The organism is Cytobacillus solani, from assembly GCF_006704205.1.
Taxonomy (GTDB): domain Bacteria; phylum Bacillota; class Bacilli; order Bacillales; family Cytobacillaceae; genus Cytobacillus; species Cytobacillus solani.
In genome coordinates, this window is record NZ_CP041305.1 from 2524828 (window position 1) to 2542255 (window position 17428).

Genomic DNA, 17428 nt, shown 5'->3' on the forward strand with positions numbered 1-17428 from the left:
GGCGCCCTGCGCTTTCCTAATAAGGGTGGTGAGAATATGTCTTTCGCTTCGGAAACGAAAAAGGAATTAACGAATCTGGAGGCAAAGGATTGCTGTGGAAAAGCGGAATTATCAGCGCTTATACGGATGAATGGCTCGCTTTCATTTTCCAACAGAAAATTAATCGTTGATATTCAAACAGAAAATGCAGCGATAGCAAGAAGAATTTATATCCTGATTAAAAAAAATTATCATGTACAAGTAGAACTGCTCGTTCGAAAGAAAATGAGGCTGAAAAAGAATAATGTCTATATTGTTCGCTTATCAGAGAAAGCCAGTGAAATTCTGGACGACTTAAAAATAATAAGCGAGGGCTTTGTTTTTACACACAATATTTCGGAAGCATTGATTAAAAAGAAATGTTGTAAGCGCTCTTATCTTCGTGGTGCTTTTCTGGCCGGGGGATCTGTTAATAACCCAGAAACTTCATCGTATCATTTAGAAATTTCTTCACTTTATAAGGAGCATAACGACTCTTTATGTGAATTGATGAATACATTTAATTTAAATAGTAAAACGCTTGAGCGAAAAAAAGGCTTCATTACGTATTTAAAGGAAGCTGAAAAAATTACCGAGTTTTTGAGTGTCATTGGTGCTCATAATGCATTGCTTCGATTTGAAGATATACGGATTGTCCGTGATATGAGAAATTCAGTGAACCGACTTGTCAATTGTGAAACAGCGAACTTAAATAAAACGATTGGTGCAGCCATACGTCAGGTCGAAAATATACGATTTATTGATGAAACAGTTGGCCTTCATATTTTGCCAGATAAGCTAAGGGAAATTGCTGAGCTGCGGGTAGCCTACCAGGATGTTACGTTAAAAGAGCTTGGTGAAATGGTTTCAGGAGGAAATATAAGTAAATCAGGTATTAATCATCGTTTAAGAAAAATAGATGAAATTGCTGATAAACTGCGAGCAGGGGAATCGCTTTAAAAAAATTATGATTCGATATGGGAGGAAAGGAAGAAATGTTGGAAAAACAGGTTGAAGTAAAATTAAAAACAGGATTGCAGGCACGGCCTGCCGCACTTTTTGTGCAGGAAGCCAATCGATTTTCATCGGATGTCTTTCTTGAGAAAGATGGAAAAAAAGTAAATGCTAAAAGCATCATGGGCTTGATGAGCCTTGCTGTTAGCTCAGGGTCAGTCATTACGTTAATTGTAGACGGTAAGGATGAAGCAGAAGCACTTGAAGAACTGTCTAAGTATATTCAAAAGGAAAATTAATCGAAATTGCAAAGAGTCTGGAGCTTTATTCCAGGCTTTTTTTTCGGATAAAATGCAAAATGCTCGATAAAATAAAAAATCTGCTTGATAAAATGAAAAGCATCTTCATGAAAGGAATGATAAAAAAACACATGAGATTTCGCAAACGAAATCTCATGTGTTCTCAATTATCAAACCTATTTTACTTCTCTTTCTTATCTGCAGCAGGTTTGCGTGTAATAATTTTATCAACTAATCCGTATTCTAATGCTTTTTCAGCAGTCATGAAGTTGTCACGATCTGTATCTCTCGCAATCACTTCAAGTGGCTGACCAGTACGTTCGGAAAGAATTGTGTTTAGCTTATCACGAAGGAAGAGAATGCGTTTAGCAGCAATTTCAATTTCAGTTGCTTGCCCTTGAGCTCCACCTAGTGGTTGGTGAATCATTACTTCACTGTTTGGAAGAACGTAACGCTTGCCTTTTTCACCAGCTGCAAGCAGGAATGCACCCATAGAAGCAGCCATACCTGTACAAATCGTTGATACATCTGCTTTAATGTACTGCATTGTATCATAGATCGCCATACCAGCAGTAATGCTTCCGCCTGGGCTGTTAATGTATAATGTAATATCTTTCTCAGGGTTTTCAGCTTCCAAGAATAATAATTGTGCAACAATCGAGTTGGCAACATTATCATCGATCGCACTTCCAAGCATGATAATACGATCTTTTAATAGACGGGAGTAAATATCGTAAGCGCGCTCTCCACGGTTTGTTTGTTCAATAACTGTAGGGATTAGGTTCATCTCATTATTCCTCCTTTAATTAAGTAAGGGTAACATACAAATGCCATATATTTTTCCATTGATGTATGTAATCTCATGATACACTGTTGGTCAATAAAGGTCAAACAATACACTTCCACAAAACAGGATTATTATTCGACATCTTCCTTCTAATATATATATCCGTTTCCATCATTCCCGCTCTTCCGGTTTTTAAACAAAAGATTCCTTGCAAAGTTTGAAAAAATCGCATATAATCTATATTTGTAACGCAAATGCATATTACACAATGCCCTCGTGGTGCAACGGATAGCACGTGAGATTCCGGTTCTTAAGATGTGGGTTCGATTCCTGCCGAGGGCGCTAAATTATTGATAAATATGGGTTTTTCAAGTATTTCGGTTGAGAGTGTCCAACTTTTGTCCGAATACATTGAAAAACCCATCTTTTATTTCACTCAATTTTCTCTAACCAAGCACTCATAAAATGATTAACTTTTTCATTGCTAAGTTGCTCAGAACGCTTGGACATATGGCCATAAGTATTTAATAAAATTGTTTTATCTGTATCTACAAGACGTTCACCAATATAATTTATATCTGCAATTCCAGATTCCAACAAAATAGCTTCATGAGTATGCCTAAACATATGCGGAGTAACATGCATTAGTTCGTGTCGCCTACATAACGTTCTAAGCATATCAGCGTAGTTTGGCGTTTTTACCAATTCTCCTAAAAATTTAGGTTTCTCCTTCATTTTCATAACCCACTCAGAGCGAATTCTATTCCATTCTTTTAATCTCTCAATAGTAAAGTCATCAAGTACAATCACTCGTTCCCCACTTTTCCCTGTCTTGGTAGTTGGTTTTACAACATATACCTCAGACACCCTAAAAAGTGTTTTATCGATATTTAATGTATTAGCGTCCAAATCTATATCATTTAACGTAAGTTCGCAAATCTCCCCAATACGGGCTCCTGTAGCGACTAAAAGATGAAGTAGTGAGGATATTCAACTAGCCAGTCCTTTTTAGCATGCTGGATTAATTCAAGATATTGTTCTAACTCAAGAAAATGGCAGATAGGATCACATTTGATTCACAAGCAGAGTCCATCTACTAAAACTAACTAAAATACTTAAAACACGCTAACCATATCAAAGTCTTTAAGCTTCAACCAAGACATTTGCTTCAGGAAGGGTTTAAAAAAATGGAAAGACATAAAGCCCCATTTATTAAAAAGCTGACTTTGAAGTGACAAAACTGGATGGCAGTACTCAAATAATTGTTGTAAAAGGTGCAATCACAAAAGAATTTGCAATCAAACAAAATCTTTTTGAACTAAAGTACATGGATTCAATTACTCTTTTGAAATATGAATATGGTCAATTTGTGGAGGTGTAAAGAGTAATCCGATGAATGCCAAGCACTTTAAAGCTCCAGGAGCACATTAGTAAATTTACGATCGATAAAGAACTAGCAGCATATCTTTTCCAATCAAGGAGAGGGCAGGACCGAATACACAGGGTTCAGGCCTGGAAGATACTTAACGCAAGAAGTAGGGCTTGAAGAGATAGGCACTCACACATTGAGGAAGACGTTCGGATATCATTTTTACAAGCAATATAAGGATGTGGCTGCGCTGCAGGAGATATTTAATCATAGCAGTCCGGCAGTTGCGGTGAGATATATAGGTATTACGCAGGATATCATCGACGAAAAGGTGTATGGGTTTAGTTTATAGACTTTGTATTATGTTTCCTAAAAACAATCCATTCTTTATGAAGAGATTCTAGTAACTTTATTTTTTCTTCAGCAATTCTATAATTCTCATTTGTATTACGATCACGATTGATATTAAGAAAATAAAAACAAATGACACTCCAAAAATGGCTGTTGGATCAATGAGAACAAGCAGTTCCGAACTGGTTTATATCATAATTATAACAGTTTGGAGGAAGTGCATATTATGAATTATTATTGAGTTTACTGTTGAGAAAATAGAATCAATTGGATATCCAATCAACTCTTTAGTTTTTGATACTTACAAATTTCGAATCCTGCATTAAAAATTGAAATTACCATAATGAAGAAAAATAGGATTTGAATAAACGAGTTAGCAGACCAATATCCTATGAAGTTCATAAAAACCAGAATTAAAAACAACAGGGCTGTAGTAACAGAAATTATAGATCGAAGTTTGTTATTCATAAAATGCTCCTCACAAATCAAATATGTAAACAATATATAATGTAAAGTTAACATAAATAAACGAGGATTTAAACCTAAAATTTAACAAAAAGACTTATGAAACAAAAGAATTATTATGTTTCCAATTTATTAAATGAAAAAACAGACTAAATTAGTCTGTTTACAAAAAAGTACTCCATATAGCCTTAAAAAAGATTCCTAGTCCACCTAAGAATACACCTAAACAAGCTAAACTCAATGGGGATCCCCATTTAATTTCTGGCATAGATTTAACCTCATTTCCTTGTAGTTCCAGTTGTAGTTATAGGAAATTATACCATAATTTTCATAATAGGGAAGTTGTTTGTAAAAGAATTATTAAGTTTATTAGGTTAGGAGGGAGTTTATTTGGAGAAAAAGAACGTTTAGAAGGATTGATGACAGCAATTTTTGAATCTACTCGCCAACAAAGGCTATGGAATTTACGATCGAGTCGATATTGATATGGATGATTTCATGTTTTTACATCGTTTGGCTGAAAAAACAAATCAACTGCAGAAGGAAATTTCTCATTGGAAAAAGGCATTCGATAATGAAAATAAAATTGCTGGTCATCTCCAGAAGAAAGTTGAACGCTTAGAAAAGGAACTTAGATCGTATCAAGAAATTGCCGATATAAGTGAAATCGGAATTGCAGGAGCTGAAAGAAATTAATAATTTAGCAATTTGTTAAAAGAAAGGATTATAACATTGCATCATATTAAGGTAAAAGAGTGCAAAAGGTGGTTAAAATAACTAGTCTAGACAGAAATTCAACCATCAACCTAACTCCTTTCAAATTCAGTATTTCAATAATCTAATAATAAATTTTGATTATTTACCTAGTATATCTGAACTGTAAATTCATTGTTAATTATCATGAAGCAAATTGTTAGATGAATCGATCGTCTACTTAATAAGCATTATGTTGTGCGCCCATAAGGGCAGATAAGAATTCGCTGTGTGGCAACAGCGTAGGTTAAAATTCACAATCTATACCTATCATCAATCATCTTATCCGAAAGGGAAACCAGACGGGGAGTGTAGCATGGTGAATAATGCCATAAGTTGGCGAGATTCTACGTCACGACTGAATGGCTAGATGAAATATGTAAATAAGGAAGAAAGCTATACTGCTTGAATGATAGTCTAAGGACGATGATGCTTGCGCATGAAGAATGGAATCTGAAACTTCATGAGAATATGGGGGAGGTGTTGGAACACTGCACCAAACCAAGTGAATCATATTCTTCCATCTACCATCAGTAGAAACAGACGAAAGTCACTTCCGACATTACAATAAGCTATGTTTTTATCTGTCTAAATGGGGATTACCTAAGTTGGAAAGCCTTTTGAGGCTATGATAGTTGTATCTGAATATCCAATAGGGTAACGGAGTTTCCGTAGTAGTCTGAGATAGGGAAAGCCTATTACATGGCGAAGGGAAACAGTTTGTCGAGTTTGATACGAAAATGGGTCAATGCGGGAGGCATTATGAGAAATCCGATATTAGTGTTAAACACTCTATCTTCCAAAGCGAAAATAAAAGGATATCAATTTGAACGCTTGTATAGGAATCTATACAATCCTGAATTTTTTCTCAAAGCTTATGGGAAAATATATGCCAAAACAGGGAATATGACTGCTGGTTCTGATGGAAAGACAGTTGATGGTATGAGCATTGAAAGAATTGAACGTATTATCGAGAGCCTAAGAAATCAAACCTATAGTCCAGTGCCTGCAAAACGTGTGTATATTCCCAAGAGTAACGGAGGAAAAAGACCTCTAGGAATTCCGTCTTTTGAAGATAAGCTTGTTCAAGAGGTAGTTAGAAACTTATTAGAAGAGATATATGAACCTGCTTTTTCACCCAATTCACATGGATTTAGACCAAGAAGAAGCTGTCACACAGCACTTCTACAATGTAAAAATACTTTAACACATACAAAGTGGTTTGTAGAAGGTGACATCAAAGGATTCTTTGATAATATTGACCACCATATTTTAATAAACATTCTTCGCAAAAGAATAAAGGACGAAAAGTTTATTAATCTAATATGGAAGTTCTTAAAAGCTGGCTATCTTGAGGATTGGAAATTTCACCAAACATACAGTGGAACCCCACAAGGTGGGATAATCAGCCCAATATTATCTAATATCTATTTAAACGAATTGGACATTTATATCGAGGAATATAAAGCTTCCTTCGATAAAGGAACCAAAAGAGCAGCTAATAAGGAGTACATGAAAATAAGCAAAAAAATACATGAACTCAAGAAAACACTTCACAACGAATGGCAAAATCTTACGGAAGAAAATAGGTTTAATTACAAACAGGAAATCAAAAACCTGTACAACTTACGAGGTACTATGCGGAGAACGGTTCAGAATGACCCTAATTTCCGAAGAATACAGTACGTAAGATATGCCGATGATTTCCTTATAGGAATTATAGGAAGTAAACAGGACGCCGAAAAGGTTAAGGAAGACCTAACAAGATATCTAAAGGAAAAGCTTAACTTAGAGCTATCACAAGAGAAAACCCTAATTACCCATAACAAGAAGAAAGCACGTTTCTTAGGATATGACATCATGATTTCGCAGGATGAATCCCTCAAAGGAGGTACTTTCAAGGGACAGAAAATTACTCGCAAATCTGCAAAAGGTAAATGCTATCTCAGTCTACCTAGAGAGAAATGGATTAACAAATTATTATCTCTAGGTGCGCTTAGAGTGTCCTTCGGACATATCTGGAAGCCAATACACCGTACCTACTTAAGTAATCTTGAAGATATTGAAATAATCAGTACGTACAACAGCGAAATTGAAGGACTATATAATTATTACAGAATGGCTTTCAATGTTAGCAATCTTCATAGCTATTATTATGTAATGAAATTTAGCTTTCTTAGAACAATGGCTCAGAAATATAAGTCATCGGTAGGTAAAATGGCTAGTAAATACAGAGTTCATAAGGATTTGGGTGTAAAATTTGAAACCAAACAGGGTGTTAAAATCCGACTATTTTATAGCAAAGGTTTTAAATACAACCTATCCGTTTTAAGAGAAGAAGGAATGGATTTTAGAGAGCAAACAGCTATGTACGGTGGAAGGACTAGCTTAGTAGAGCGCCTACTTGCGAATAAATGTGAATGGTGCGGAGCTGAGAACGTACCCATCGAAGTTCACCATGTGAGGAAAATAAAAGACCTTAAAGGCAAAAAGTTATGGGAGCAAAATATGATAGCGAGAAGAAGAAAAACCATGACACTGTGTAAAGAGTGCCATGTAGACTTACACGCTGGAAGACTAGATTGACAAATGGAGAGCCGTATACATCGAGAGGTGTACGTACGGTTCGGAGGAGAGCGTTTGGAAACCTATCATAGCAATATGACAAGGCGCTGGGCGCTTATCCTACGCCGAGCAAGCGACTAGCATCCACCATTGCCATGTGAACAAGGTATGTTTTATCCATAGCTCCAACCTAAGATCTGTTAATTGGTTAGAAACTTTATCAATTTTTCCCCCTAATTGGTCCAATGTTAACACCACTTCATAATTTTTAATAATAGAGTACCCATGGAAAAAAATTTATGATATCGGTTTAAAAAATGTGATAAGTTATATATTTTTTGTCGTAATACGATTTTTAAAATGAACAAAATGATAGTATTGATTCCTTTTAGGTATAATATTAGTCGATTGATATTTCATATGGTGCTAAGCGAGTATGTTTAATCAATTTTACTGTTGGACCATAAGGAAGTTGATATGTTAAACGGTCATTTCTAGTTGAAACATGATGTCCAGTTGAAGGCTCTATATCGAATGTAATCTTATGATAAAGCCACGGAAGCCATTAACTCTTTTAGTCTCAATTACATCAACTTTCCAAAGTTCAATCTCTGGAGAGAACGTTGTGAAAATACCGCTCTGGGATAATTTTATGAGAGTATGGTGGAAATATGGAGAAACTTTTCAATTTGTAACAGCATTATTGCAGGAGCAGTCCAATTCCTATATGGGAATTGGACTATTTTATTGACTATTTTACTTGTTTTAGCCATTCTTGATTTTATAAGTGGAATGGCTGCTGGCTTTGTTTAAGGAAATTTAAAAAACAAAGTGGGCATGATTGGGATTGTAAGGAAAGTTTTCATCTTTGTAATGGTAGCTGTTGCGCATTTAATAGATCTATTGCTAATTGAAAGCGGTTTAGAAACAAAAGCATTGGTAATGACTATGGTTATTGTGTTTTACGCAGTAAACGAGATTTTATCAATAACAGAAAATGCAGGACGGATTGGTCTTCCAGTGCCAGAGCAAATTAAGAGTGCAATCGTTGTCCTTAAAAGGAAAGGATGATAGAAAATGACAAAGAAATTAATCGTTGATATTTCTCATCATCAACCTAATAGTAAAATCAATTGGGAGCAGGCTGCCAAAGAGGTTGCGCTATTTGTTATTCGTACACAATATGGCACCTCTACGATTGATCGAGAGTATAAAAAGCACGTTGCTTCTTGCAAGCAGTATGGGATTCCATTTGGACATTATATTTACACGCTATTTAAAGATAAGAATGATGCTATCCGTGAAGCAAAAGACTTCCTAAGTAGATGCGACAAAGATGCAAAATTTTTAGTTGTTGATGTAGAGGTACAGACCACAAAAACAAAAGCTGAAATGGCTCCAGCTACTCAAGTATTTATTGACTATTTAAAGGCTAACGATAGCAGACCAGTTGGGTTATATACTGGACACCATTTTTACAAGCCATATGGCATGGATAAAGTAAAAGCAGACTTCCTGTGGATTCCACGTTATGGCAAAAATGACGGAACCCCATCCAAAAAGCCTGATTACGCTTGCGACCTATGGCAATACACTGAAAAGGGTCGTGTGAACTGGTATGGAGGATATTTAGATCTGAACCAATTAAACGGTAGTAGATCATTGGAGTGGTTTATTGGAGTTGAAAGTATGCCACCAGCTCCTACAGAAAAACTAATGTGGGGTAAAACTGAATTTAAAAAGGGGCAAATTGGTCGTGTAACAATCCTCAAACCAATAAATTTATGGATTGATAATGAAGAAGGGAAGCTTGAAATGGTGCGTATCTTAAAACCTGATGATCAGTTTAGGGTATATGGATATCGTGATAAATATGGCGGGCAGTATGATGTTGGCGGGGGACATTGGGTCACAAAGATGGATGGTTATATCAAGTATGAGACTCCATCTAAAGCTTTGTTAGCCCAGGCAGCAGAAGTTTATAGTTGAATACAAAAAGCCCATCTCAAACGAAATGGGCTTTTTATGTCTTACTTAAGAAAAGCGCCCGATCGTAATATAAGTTTAACCAGTTTTTACTGGTTGAACTTTTTTTATTTGGTTTTATTATAGCGGTAGTCGGAGTAGAACGTAGCGCCCGTGGGACTCGATCCCGTCCGCAAAACTGTTCACTCCCTACTTGTATAAGCATGTTTCAGGCTGGTTGGGACAATGATCCCGTTTAACAAGCGAACCTATGACAGTACAAGCAGCCTAGGGACAACCGACTAATCTTAATTTCCAAGGAGGAGATGATGATGAATCCAGTAGTTGGGCTGGATGTTTCTAAGGGGGAAAGTCAGGTACAAGCATTCTTAGATAAGGGACAGCCTTTTCGTAAAAGTTTTAGTGTAAAACATACAGTGGAGGGCTTTGAGAATTTATTAGGATTCTTAAAAGAGATTGAAAGAGTAGCTGATGGTAAGCAACCTTCGGTTATTTTAGAATCAACAGGACATTACCACTCTCCTGTTATTCAATTTTTGGAGGAACAGCAATATGTTTATATTATTGTGAATCCCCTTATCTCTCATCGTGCAAGGAGTACAAGTTTAAGAAAGGTAAAAACAGACGCTGTCGATGCCTATCTTCTTTGCGAACTATACTACAAAGAAGAAGTTGAGCCGTATAAAAAAAGAGGTATACAACTCTTAAACCTTCGTAATCTGACAAGGCAACAAGAGACAATTTCAAGTATCTCTGCACAAACCAAGGTACAGCTTCTAACAGTGCTAGATCAAATATTCCCTGAATATAGAGGTGTCTTTGGTAATTTATATTCAAAAGTCTCATTACAGACTCTTTTCTTATTTCCTACTTCTGAACATGTACTAAATACTACCGAATCCGTTTTAACTGAAAAGATTGTATCGTTATGTACCAGACGTTCAGAAAAGTGGGTAAAAGAAAAAGCACAAAAGCTTATTGAGGCTGCAGGACGAAATCCATTTCAAAACAATTTGTATGAAAGCCATATATTTAACCTAAAGATGTTTATTACCATTGTTCTTCAATATCAAGAGCATCTATCACAACTAGAAACTGAAATAGATGCCCTCGCTAAAGAAATTGAAGAATATAAGATTATCCAATCTATCCCTGGTATTGGAGAAAAGATTGCGGCAACAATCATTTCCGAAATTGGAGGAATAGATCGGTTTAATCATCCTAAAAAGTTAGTTGCCTTTGCAGGAATAGATCCTAGTGTTTACTCTTCTGGAAGGTTTACAGCGACCAACAATCGCATAACTAAAAGAGGATCCAGAAGGTTAAGGCAAGCATTATATATGGCTGTGTACTGTGGAATTCGAGATGCACGTAAACAAAAGAAGAGCGATACCGTTATACCTCGAAACAAAAGATTAAGAGAGTTTTACGATAAAAAACGCGATGAAGGTAAATCCTATAGAGTAGCAATAATTGCTTGTACTAATAAGCTTTTACACTTGATTTATGCACTATTAAAGAACAAAACTACTTTCCAAGAGTTAACTTAAAAACTATATTTAACAACATAAAACAAAACCTTCCAATAATGAAATTCAGGAAGGCTATTTGGCATACTCATCTTTAGTATATCATCTAATTTTTCATTTTTTTATTGAAAAATGTTGACAACTATTAGCTGGTTTTGTTGAAGATGGACTCTGATCAGTAGAATTTGGGGTTTCAACCAATTCAAAGGATACTTTTTGGCCATGTTTTAGAAATCTGAATCCATCAGGAAACCTTTCCGTATCAAGTAATATAGAACTGAAATTAAGAAAAGAATCGCTGATTGGTGAGTCTATTATAAACAAGTGAAAGCAACAACTATTATAAAGTGCTTTTCGGCTTCTTGATTGATAATTTTTTTAATATGCTCCTTCCAGCTAACAACGCAAAATATAAAGAAATTGTGACTAGTAATATTGCATAAAAGTCTCGTCTAGCAAGGTAAGTTGTAGAGTGAAGACCTTTTATAAGTAAGTGAGCAAACAGGTAGGAGATAGGCAATAGAATAATTTTTTCTAGTCCATTTCTTATTTTTTCGTTCTTACGGAATATGGCCAATCCAATTCCACAAATAAGTAAAAATACTATAGCAAACAACACATAGTAGCTTAAAACTAGCCGAGGTAACGTAATGACAGAACCATCCGTTATTGGATCTCCATAAATTAAAATATTTTCACTTCCATCGGTATTGTAATAATAGATTGAAGCGACCGTTTCTCCATTCGGGTTTAAGACAGTATTTTCTAGGTTGTTTTTGCTTATTTTCTGGTGCCAGATCGTTTCCCATGTAGTTATATCATAGACATAACCTGAATTGTCTGCTACTGGATATTGTTCTACATGGAATCCAGAGACTTCTTCACTAAATTTCAAAAGTACAGTTCCGTCATCCTTCTTAATGATTGAAACCGCATTTTCATTATAAGAAATGTATGCTGGCGCTGTCAGATAAGCCATTGTAACCACTGCAAAAACCAATGTTACCATGACTGAAAGAATAATCGTTAGCAGCTTTTCCCTTCGCAATGTATTTTGTATGTTTCTTAAGGGAGCTATATCGGTATCTACTGGCAGTTCTTCAAGAGTCCTCATTTCTTCAAGTCGTTTTTTGCAGTTTTCACAAGAAGCTATATGTTCTTCAACTATATCTCTAGTATCTTGACTTGCCATATTCTCGACATATAACGGCAGTATATCCCTAATCATATTACAGCTAATTTTCATTGATAATCCCCCAATCGCGCTTTAATCTTTTCTCTAGCACGGTGATAAGTAACACAAGCCCAATTATCACTTTTTGCAAACAATTTGCCAATTTGCTTAAATGACAGTTCTCCAAATACACGGAGCGTAAAGACCTTTTTATATGGCTCTTTTAAATTCTGGATAATTTCATGTACCTTCATAGACGCTTCTGAAGTGGTTATTTCTTGTTCTACATTGTCTCCACTAGCTGGTTCTGGAACCGACTCAAAATCTACAAAGCTTTTTTTCTTACGCAAATAAGAGTAATAACTGTTTTTGGCAATTTGGCATAACCAAACACGGATATCACTATCCCCTCTGAAACTGTCTAGCGATGTTAATGCCTTCATAAAAGTTTCCGAAGTGACATCTTCAGCGATATGCTTATCGCCAGATAAACTATACACATATAAAAATACATCTTTAAAGTATGTATTATAAATATCCTCAAGCTGTGTCACCATCTCACCTCCTTACATATAAGACGCGATAAACTCAAATATCTTACAAAAATATAAGAAAAACCGAACAAAGTACGCCCGATCCTTTTTTCTTCTACCATAATTATTGGGTCCTGTAGTCGATACTTCTTCCCATGTATTCCTTTATAATATTCAGGGACCATTTCTCCTCCACATTGTTCACAATGAAATCGGTTTAGTTTAAGTGAAATATATACAATCTTTATACTAACTAATATCTTATTACCAAGCGATCTTCAACAATCTGGCCCGTTCGTATTATAAGGTCAATCAGAAAAGAAAATATTTCTGGTTGACCATTTTTTATATCGATATATGATTACGGTAGCCGAGGTAGAACGTAAGCGCCCTTGGGACTTGATCCCATCCGTTAAACAGTTCACCCCCTACTTGTAGAAACTTGATTGAGGCTGGTTGGGACAATGATCTCGTATAACAAGCGAAGCTATGATACTACATGGAGGAATAGGGGTTACCGGTTAATCGATTTTCAGGAGGAGATAAATGATGAATCCAGTCATAGGTCTGGATGTGGCAAAAGGTGAAAGTCAGGTTCAGGCATTTTTGGATAAAAAGCAACCGTACAAAAAGAGCTTCAAAGTAGCTCATACTCTTGAAGGGTTAAGTAATCTTCTTGATTTTATTAGAGAAGTAGAAGATATATCAGGGGGGCGTCCTCCTATTGTGTTAGAATCCACTGGACATTATCACACACCAATTGTCCAGTATTTCGAGGTCAGAGGATATTTGTTAATTATCGTGAATCCTCTCCTATCGTATCGGGCTAAGAGTTCTAGTTTACGCAAGGTAAAGACTGATATCATAGACGCTTATCACCTCTGCGAGCTGTACTATAAAGAGGACTTAGAGCCTTATAAACAAAGAGGAATCCAGCTCTTAAACCTTCGTAATCTTACAAGACACGAAAATATTACAGGCATGTTTGTACAAACCAAACTGCAATTTCAGGCAGTTCTCGATCAAGTATTTCCTGAATACAATGGAGTTTTCGGAGCCTTATATTCGGATGTTTCTTTACTAACTTTACAGGCATTTCCCACTTCAGAGGAAGTTTTGGAAGCAAGCAAAGAAACCATCGCTAACAAAATAAAAGAGTTCTGTAAAAGTCGTTCACAACAATGGGCAAACAGTCAGGCAGAAAAACTAATGGCTGCCGCAGCACAAAACCCATTTCAGAAAACTTTATATCATAGTCTTTCTTTAAGTTTGAACATGTATATTAATATGCTTCTTGAATACAAAAAACATCTATCTGTAGCTTTGAAATAAAGACGTACTGTTTATAAAAAAGATGTACCGTTTTAAAGAAAGTCATACCGTTTATAAAAATGATGAGTCGGAATTATCTACACTTCAGTTTTTCTTATTGAACTAACACGGCAGGTTAGCTTAATAAATATCAGATTTTGAATAGTTAATTTTAAATTTAGAAATATGTTATTATTTCACATAAGAGTATATTGCTTTAAATAATTTTAAAAGAACTTTGGAGGAACAATATGAATATAAAGTTAGCTACGCTAGAGCAAGTTAATCAAATAGAAATTTTATATCAAGAGCTTTTTTTAAAAATGTCAAACTTTCAGCCCAAATATATAAAGCCTGCAAAGCAGGATGTAGAGTTTATAAGGAAAACAATCAATGAAAAGGATTCGGATATTTTATTAGCTGAAATTGATAACTGTACTATAGGTTTTTTACTTATTCAAGAACTAATCACACCATCATATACGTGTTTGGTTGAACACAAATACGCATTTATTCCAGATATAATTGTTGGAACCAAATATCAATCTCAAGGAATTGGTTCAGCTTTGTTATTAGAAGCAAAAAAATGGGCTGAAAATCGAAATTTAGATTACTTAGAGTTGAATGTACTGTCTGAAAATATTGGTGCTATTACTTTATATGAAAAGCAAGGATTTATAGATGTGAGCCATACAATGCGCTATGAATTTAATTGAAAAGACATAGGGAGTATTAGTGTGTTAAGAAACTAATTAATTCTGTTCAGTAATTGGGTCGTATTGTTAAAAATCAGAAGGAATTTTTGAGAAGGAAGTTGAAATTAATGATATTCTTCAACTAACGGGGGCTTTTGTTGAAGAAGGAACAAAAAATGATCAAACTTTTTTATAAAAGAATCTTTCAATTTAACACTAGAAGAGCATGTTTTGATTAATCTTTTTTTCAAAACATGCTCTTTTCTTTTGTTCGTTTATCAAGGTTAATAACATTTTTTTAATTAAACTTTATTTCAAAGCTACACTATCCACGCTTGAAGACGAGATAGATGCTTTAGCAAAGCATATTGAAGAGTGTAAGATTATCCGGTCCATCCCCGGCATCGGTGAAAAAATCGCTGCCACGATTATTTCTGAGATTGGGGAAATTGATCGGTTTAATCATCCTAAGAAACTAGTAGCATTTGCCGGAATCGATCCGAGTATCTTTGAATCTGGTACATTCAAAGGTACTTTAAATCGAATTACCAAAAGAGGCTCTAGCAGACTAAGACAGGCCTTGTATATGGCAGTTAAATGTGCCATTCGAGATTGTCGCAAGCAGAAAACGACAGATGAAATTATTCCCCGTAATAAGCGATTACGAGAGTATTACGATAAGAAACGTGAAGAAGGAAAACCCTTTAAAGTAGCTGTGATATAAATATTTCTATATTAATTGGTATAACTTAATCCTTAGAGTAATGCTCAAGGGTTTCAAAAGGATAAGCGTTTGTCCAATGATAAGGTTGTAAGTTTTCTAATGTTACAAACTTCAAGCAATTATCTGGAGTTGTAACGCCTACTTTTACATCTGTCCCCCAAAATCTAAGTCTTTCTTGACAAACACCACAAGGTGAAAGTACTTTAAATGGACTATTTTCGTCATCTCTTACTACACATAAGCAATGTGATACACAAGAATTAAATTTATGTGCTTCACACATTGCTCCAACCTCAATGCATAAATCAACGCTACTATTTGCTGTTTCTATAGAGACACTTGTTAAAAATTTACCATCATCAGTATGAATTACTGCTACACCACCCCAACCTGTAGGATATCTCTTGGTTATAAATTCCGTCGCTATATTATACATTTCCGTCTCTATACTTTTTACTTGGTTCATACTCTCACTCTCCGATTTATATGTTTATGGTAATTATAAGATAATTATCATTGTTACGCTAACCTCTTCGTATGCTCTATAACCCTTACTCCATTAAATGGCCCGAATGTTGAACAAAGCTAATGACGATTTTTCCACTAAACTGCTGTGTTAGATAAACAATCCAAATTAATGAGCCCTTCCGGTTGGAGGGGCTATATACAAATATTTTATTCTCCATTCATTATCTTAACTAGTCGTAAATTCTTTTTAGACGGGGTTTCGTATATAACCTTTGAAGTGTCTTTTTGAATGAACATACCTACCAGTGCATCTTTTAAACTCTGTACATGTTCTGGTAGCATCATGACAGTCAACTTTATAGTTTCACGGTCTTTTTTCATTAATTCCATCTCCTTTTCGTATATTATATGCGAACGTTAGTTCTTTATTCAACTTGAAACCGAATGAACGTTCGTATAAAATGATGGTAAAGGAGGTCAGATTGATGAGAAGTTTACTATTAAAGGCGGCAGCAAGTGGGGCATTATTAGAAATGATTTACCAGGACTGTAAGGGGAATATTAGCCAGCGAAAAATTAAGGTGTTATCAGTAAACGAGGAGTCATTTAAAGCCTATTGCTATATTCGGAAACAGCAGAGAACCTTTAAAATAAGTAACATCTTATCAGTCGGGCAAGTAAACAGCCTAAGTAGAGGGGCATAATTATGGCTAAAGTTAAGAGAAAACGACCAACAAGGGATGAATTCGAGTTAGAGGAGATTGGAAATACACTTGTAGAGGCATATGATGAAAAAACAGAAGTAATTTTAGATGTTTGGGAAAAAGGAACCGTTCAGGGGAATATTATAAAAATGGATAGCCGCACAAAATTAATTTATATCGAAAAGGATTCAAAGGTTACTAAAGTTCCTTTTATGGACATAATGAAAGTTTCGGTATTATAAAGTGGAGCTCCTCTCATTTGAGAAGAGCTTTATTTATTCCACCAAATCTCCCCAGAGATTTTTCTCTGTACCGTTAGTGCTCTTGCGATTCGTAGCAGACGTAGTCTTCATCTCCAACAAACTCCACCATTTATTGAGATCGATTACAAACAAACCATGGCAAAAAACATTCAAAAAGTCAAAAGATATACAAAGTTATCCACATATAATCCACAATTTGCACTTATTTGGGTGACAAATCCACCTTATCGAAAGAAAAAGCTTTAGCAGCTATGTGAAGGTCTGAAAAACCAAATCTACCTATGGGAGGACTTAAAATGAGTGTTCAGACAATGTCGATTAAGGAATTCATGGCTGGGAACAGTATAAATAGAAGGAAACAGAAAAAGGCTGGTAAATTGGTTAGAAGAATCGGTACATCTATTGCGATGCAGGATTGGGTTCGTTTCCTGCAGAGGGCGCTACTTTAATTTAGAAATATCATAGCGAAAAGCCGTAAGC

Annotated in this window: 20 protein-coding genes, 1 tRNA gene and 2 pseudogenes; 17 read left to right on the forward strand and 6 right to left on the reverse strand. The window is 35.4% G+C overall.

Features of this window, described 5'->3' with window-relative positions; genetic code table 11:
• Window positions 1-36: 36 nt before the first annotated feature.
• Entirely contained in the window at window positions 37-978 is a 942-nt protein-coding gene (gene whiA, locus FI644_RS12615; protein WP_053478813.1) for a DNA-binding protein WhiA, read from the forward strand.
• 35 nt (window positions 979-1013) lie between these two features.
• Window positions 1014-1271 carry an HPr family phosphocarrier protein gene (locus FI644_RS12620; protein ID WP_053478867.1) on the forward strand — a complete coding sequence of 86 codons (258 nt, stop codon included), beginning with the start codon at window positions 1014-1016 and terminating at the stop codon, window positions 1269-1271.
• A 181-nt stretch (window positions 1272-1452) separates the two neighbouring features.
• On the opposite strand, the gene clpP is transcribed toward FI644_RS12620, so the two are convergent.
• Complete coding sequence (gene clpP, locus FI644_RS12625; protein ID WP_053478814.1) at window positions 1453-2058, reverse strand: ATP-dependent Clp endopeptidase proteolytic subunit ClpP; 606 nt, start codon at window positions 2056-2058, stop codon at window positions 1453-1455.
• 270 nt (window positions 2059-2328) lie between these two features.
• Here clpP and FI644_RS12630 point away from each other — a divergent pair.
• A tRNA-Arg gene (locus FI644_RS12630) sits at window positions 2329-2400 on the forward strand.
• Window positions 2401-2490: 90 nt separating this feature from the next.
• On the opposite strand, the gene FI644_RS12635 is transcribed toward FI644_RS12630, so the two are convergent.
• Window positions 2491-3048 (reverse strand): site-specific integrase, encoded by a 558-nt coding sequence (locus tag FI644_RS12635; RefSeq protein WP_142108441.1) that lies wholly within the window; start codon window positions 3046-3048, stop codon window positions 2491-2493.
• A 241-nt stretch (window positions 3049-3289) separates the two neighbouring features.
• On the opposite strand from FI644_RS12635, the gene FI644_RS26825 reads away from it, so the two are divergent.
• The 8 genes from FI644_RS26825 to FI644_RS12675 all read left to right on the forward strand — a co-directional run bounded on the left by FI644_RS26825 (window position 3290) and on the right by FI644_RS12675 (window position 11097).
• Window positions 3290-3439, forward strand: coding sequence for a DUF1064 domain-containing protein (locus tag FI644_RS26825; RefSeq protein ID WP_156341161.1), 150 nt, complete (start codon window positions 3290-3292; stop codon window positions 3437-3439).
• A gap of 184 nt (window positions 3440-3623) precedes the next feature.
• Window positions 3624-3779, forward strand: a complete 156-nt coding sequence (locus FI644_RS26830) for a site-specific integrase (protein WP_246067054.1) — start codon at window positions 3624-3626, stop codon at window positions 3777-3779.
• Between the two features lie 896 nt (window positions 3780-4675).
• Entirely contained in the window at window positions 4676-4939 is a 264-nt protein-coding gene (locus FI644_RS12650; protein ID WP_142108442.1) for a hypothetical protein, read from the forward strand.
• An 819-nt stretch (window positions 4940-5758) separates the two neighbouring features.
• Complete coding sequence (locus FI644_RS12655; protein WP_053477617.1) at window positions 5759-7582, forward strand: reverse transcriptase/maturase family protein; 1824 nt, start codon at window positions 5759-5761, stop codon at window positions 7580-7582.
• 639 nt (window positions 7583-8221) lie between these two features.
• Window positions 8222-8374, forward strand: coding sequence for a hypothetical protein (locus FI644_RS27370; RefSeq protein WP_369692288.1), 153 nt, complete (start codon window positions 8222-8224; stop codon window positions 8372-8374).
• Between the two features lie 24 nt (window positions 8375-8398).
• A complete protein-coding gene (locus FI644_RS27375; RefSeq protein WP_321172085.1) occupies window positions 8399-8632 on the forward strand; it encodes a phage holin family protein in 234 nt (77 codons plus the stop codon).
• Between the two features lie 6 nt (window positions 8633-8638).
• A complete protein-coding gene (locus FI644_RS12670) occupies window positions 8639-9550 on the forward strand; it encodes a GH25 family lysozyme (protein ID WP_053478818.1) in 912 nt (303 codons plus the stop codon).
• 308 nt (window positions 9551-9858) lie between these two features.
• Window positions 9859-11097: an IS110 family RNA-guided transposase gene (locus tag FI644_RS12675; protein ID WP_142109020.1), complete on the forward strand. Its 1239-nt coding sequence runs from the start codon at window positions 9859-9861 to the stop codon at window positions 11095-11097.
• Window positions 11098-11416: 319 nt separating this feature from the next.
• On the opposite strand, the gene FI644_RS12680 is transcribed toward FI644_RS12675, so the two are convergent.
• A complete protein-coding gene (locus tag FI644_RS12680) occupies window positions 11417-12322 on the reverse strand; it encodes an anti-sigma factor family protein (protein WP_053477618.1) in 906 nt (301 codons plus the stop codon).
• Window positions 12319-12807, reverse strand: coding sequence for an RNA polymerase sigma factor (locus FI644_RS12685; RefSeq protein ID WP_212139252.1), 489 nt, complete (start codon window positions 12805-12807; stop codon window positions 12319-12321). The genes FI644_RS12680 and FI644_RS12685 overlap by 4 nt, the downstream gene beginning before the upstream one ends.
• A 525-nt stretch (window positions 12808-13332) precedes the next feature.
• Between FI644_RS12685 and FI644_RS12690 the strand changes: the two are divergent.
• From FI644_RS12690 to FI644_RS12700, 3 genes and pseudogenes are all read left to right on the forward strand, one after another.
• Window positions 13333-14100, forward strand: a pseudogene (locus tag FI644_RS12690) (IS110 family transposase); the annotation flags it as partial.
• A 245-nt stretch (window positions 14101-14345) separates the two neighbouring features.
• Window positions 14346-14810, forward strand: coding sequence for a GNAT family N-acetyltransferase (locus FI644_RS12695; RefSeq protein ID WP_142108443.1), 465 nt, complete (start codon window positions 14346-14348; stop codon window positions 14808-14810).
• A 295-nt stretch (window positions 14811-15105) separates the two neighbouring features.
• A pseudogene (locus tag FI644_RS12700) lies at window positions 15106-15510 on the forward strand (transposase); the annotation flags it as partial.
• 28 nt (window positions 15511-15538) lie between these two features.
• On the opposite strand, the gene FI644_RS12705 reads toward FI644_RS12700, so the two are convergent.
• Window positions 15539-15979: a cytidine deaminase gene (locus tag FI644_RS12705; RefSeq protein WP_053477621.1), complete on the reverse strand. Its 441-nt coding sequence runs from the start codon at window positions 15977-15979 to the stop codon at window positions 15539-15541.
• A 209-nt stretch (window positions 15980-16188) separates the two neighbouring features.
• On the reverse strand, window positions 16189-16362 hold the full coding sequence (locus FI644_RS26305) for a hypothetical protein (RefSeq protein ID WP_180320708.1): 174 nt from the start codon (window positions 16360-16362) through the stop codon (window positions 16189-16191).
• A gap of 104 nt (window positions 16363-16466) precedes the next feature.
• Here FI644_RS26305 and FI644_RS12715 point away from each other — a divergent pair, with 104 nt between their 5' ends.
• The 3 genes from FI644_RS12715 to FI644_RS26310 all read left to right on the forward strand — a co-directional run bounded on the left by FI644_RS12715 (window position 16467) and on the right by FI644_RS26310 (window position 17397).
• Window positions 16467-16685 (forward strand): hypothetical protein, encoded by a 219-nt coding sequence (locus FI644_RS12715; protein WP_053477622.1) that lies wholly within the window; start codon window positions 16467-16469, stop codon window positions 16683-16685.
• Window positions 16686-16687: 2 nt separating this feature from the next.
• Entirely contained in the window at window positions 16688-16927 is a 240-nt protein-coding gene (locus tag FI644_RS12720; RefSeq protein WP_053477623.1) for a YolD-like family protein, read from the forward strand.
• A 317-nt stretch (window positions 16928-17244) separates the two neighbouring features.
• On the forward strand, window positions 17245-17397 hold the full coding sequence (locus FI644_RS26310; protein ID WP_156319152.1) for a hypothetical protein: 153 nt from the start codon (window positions 17245-17247) through the stop codon (window positions 17395-17397).
• Window positions 17398-17428 lie beyond the last annotated feature (31 nt).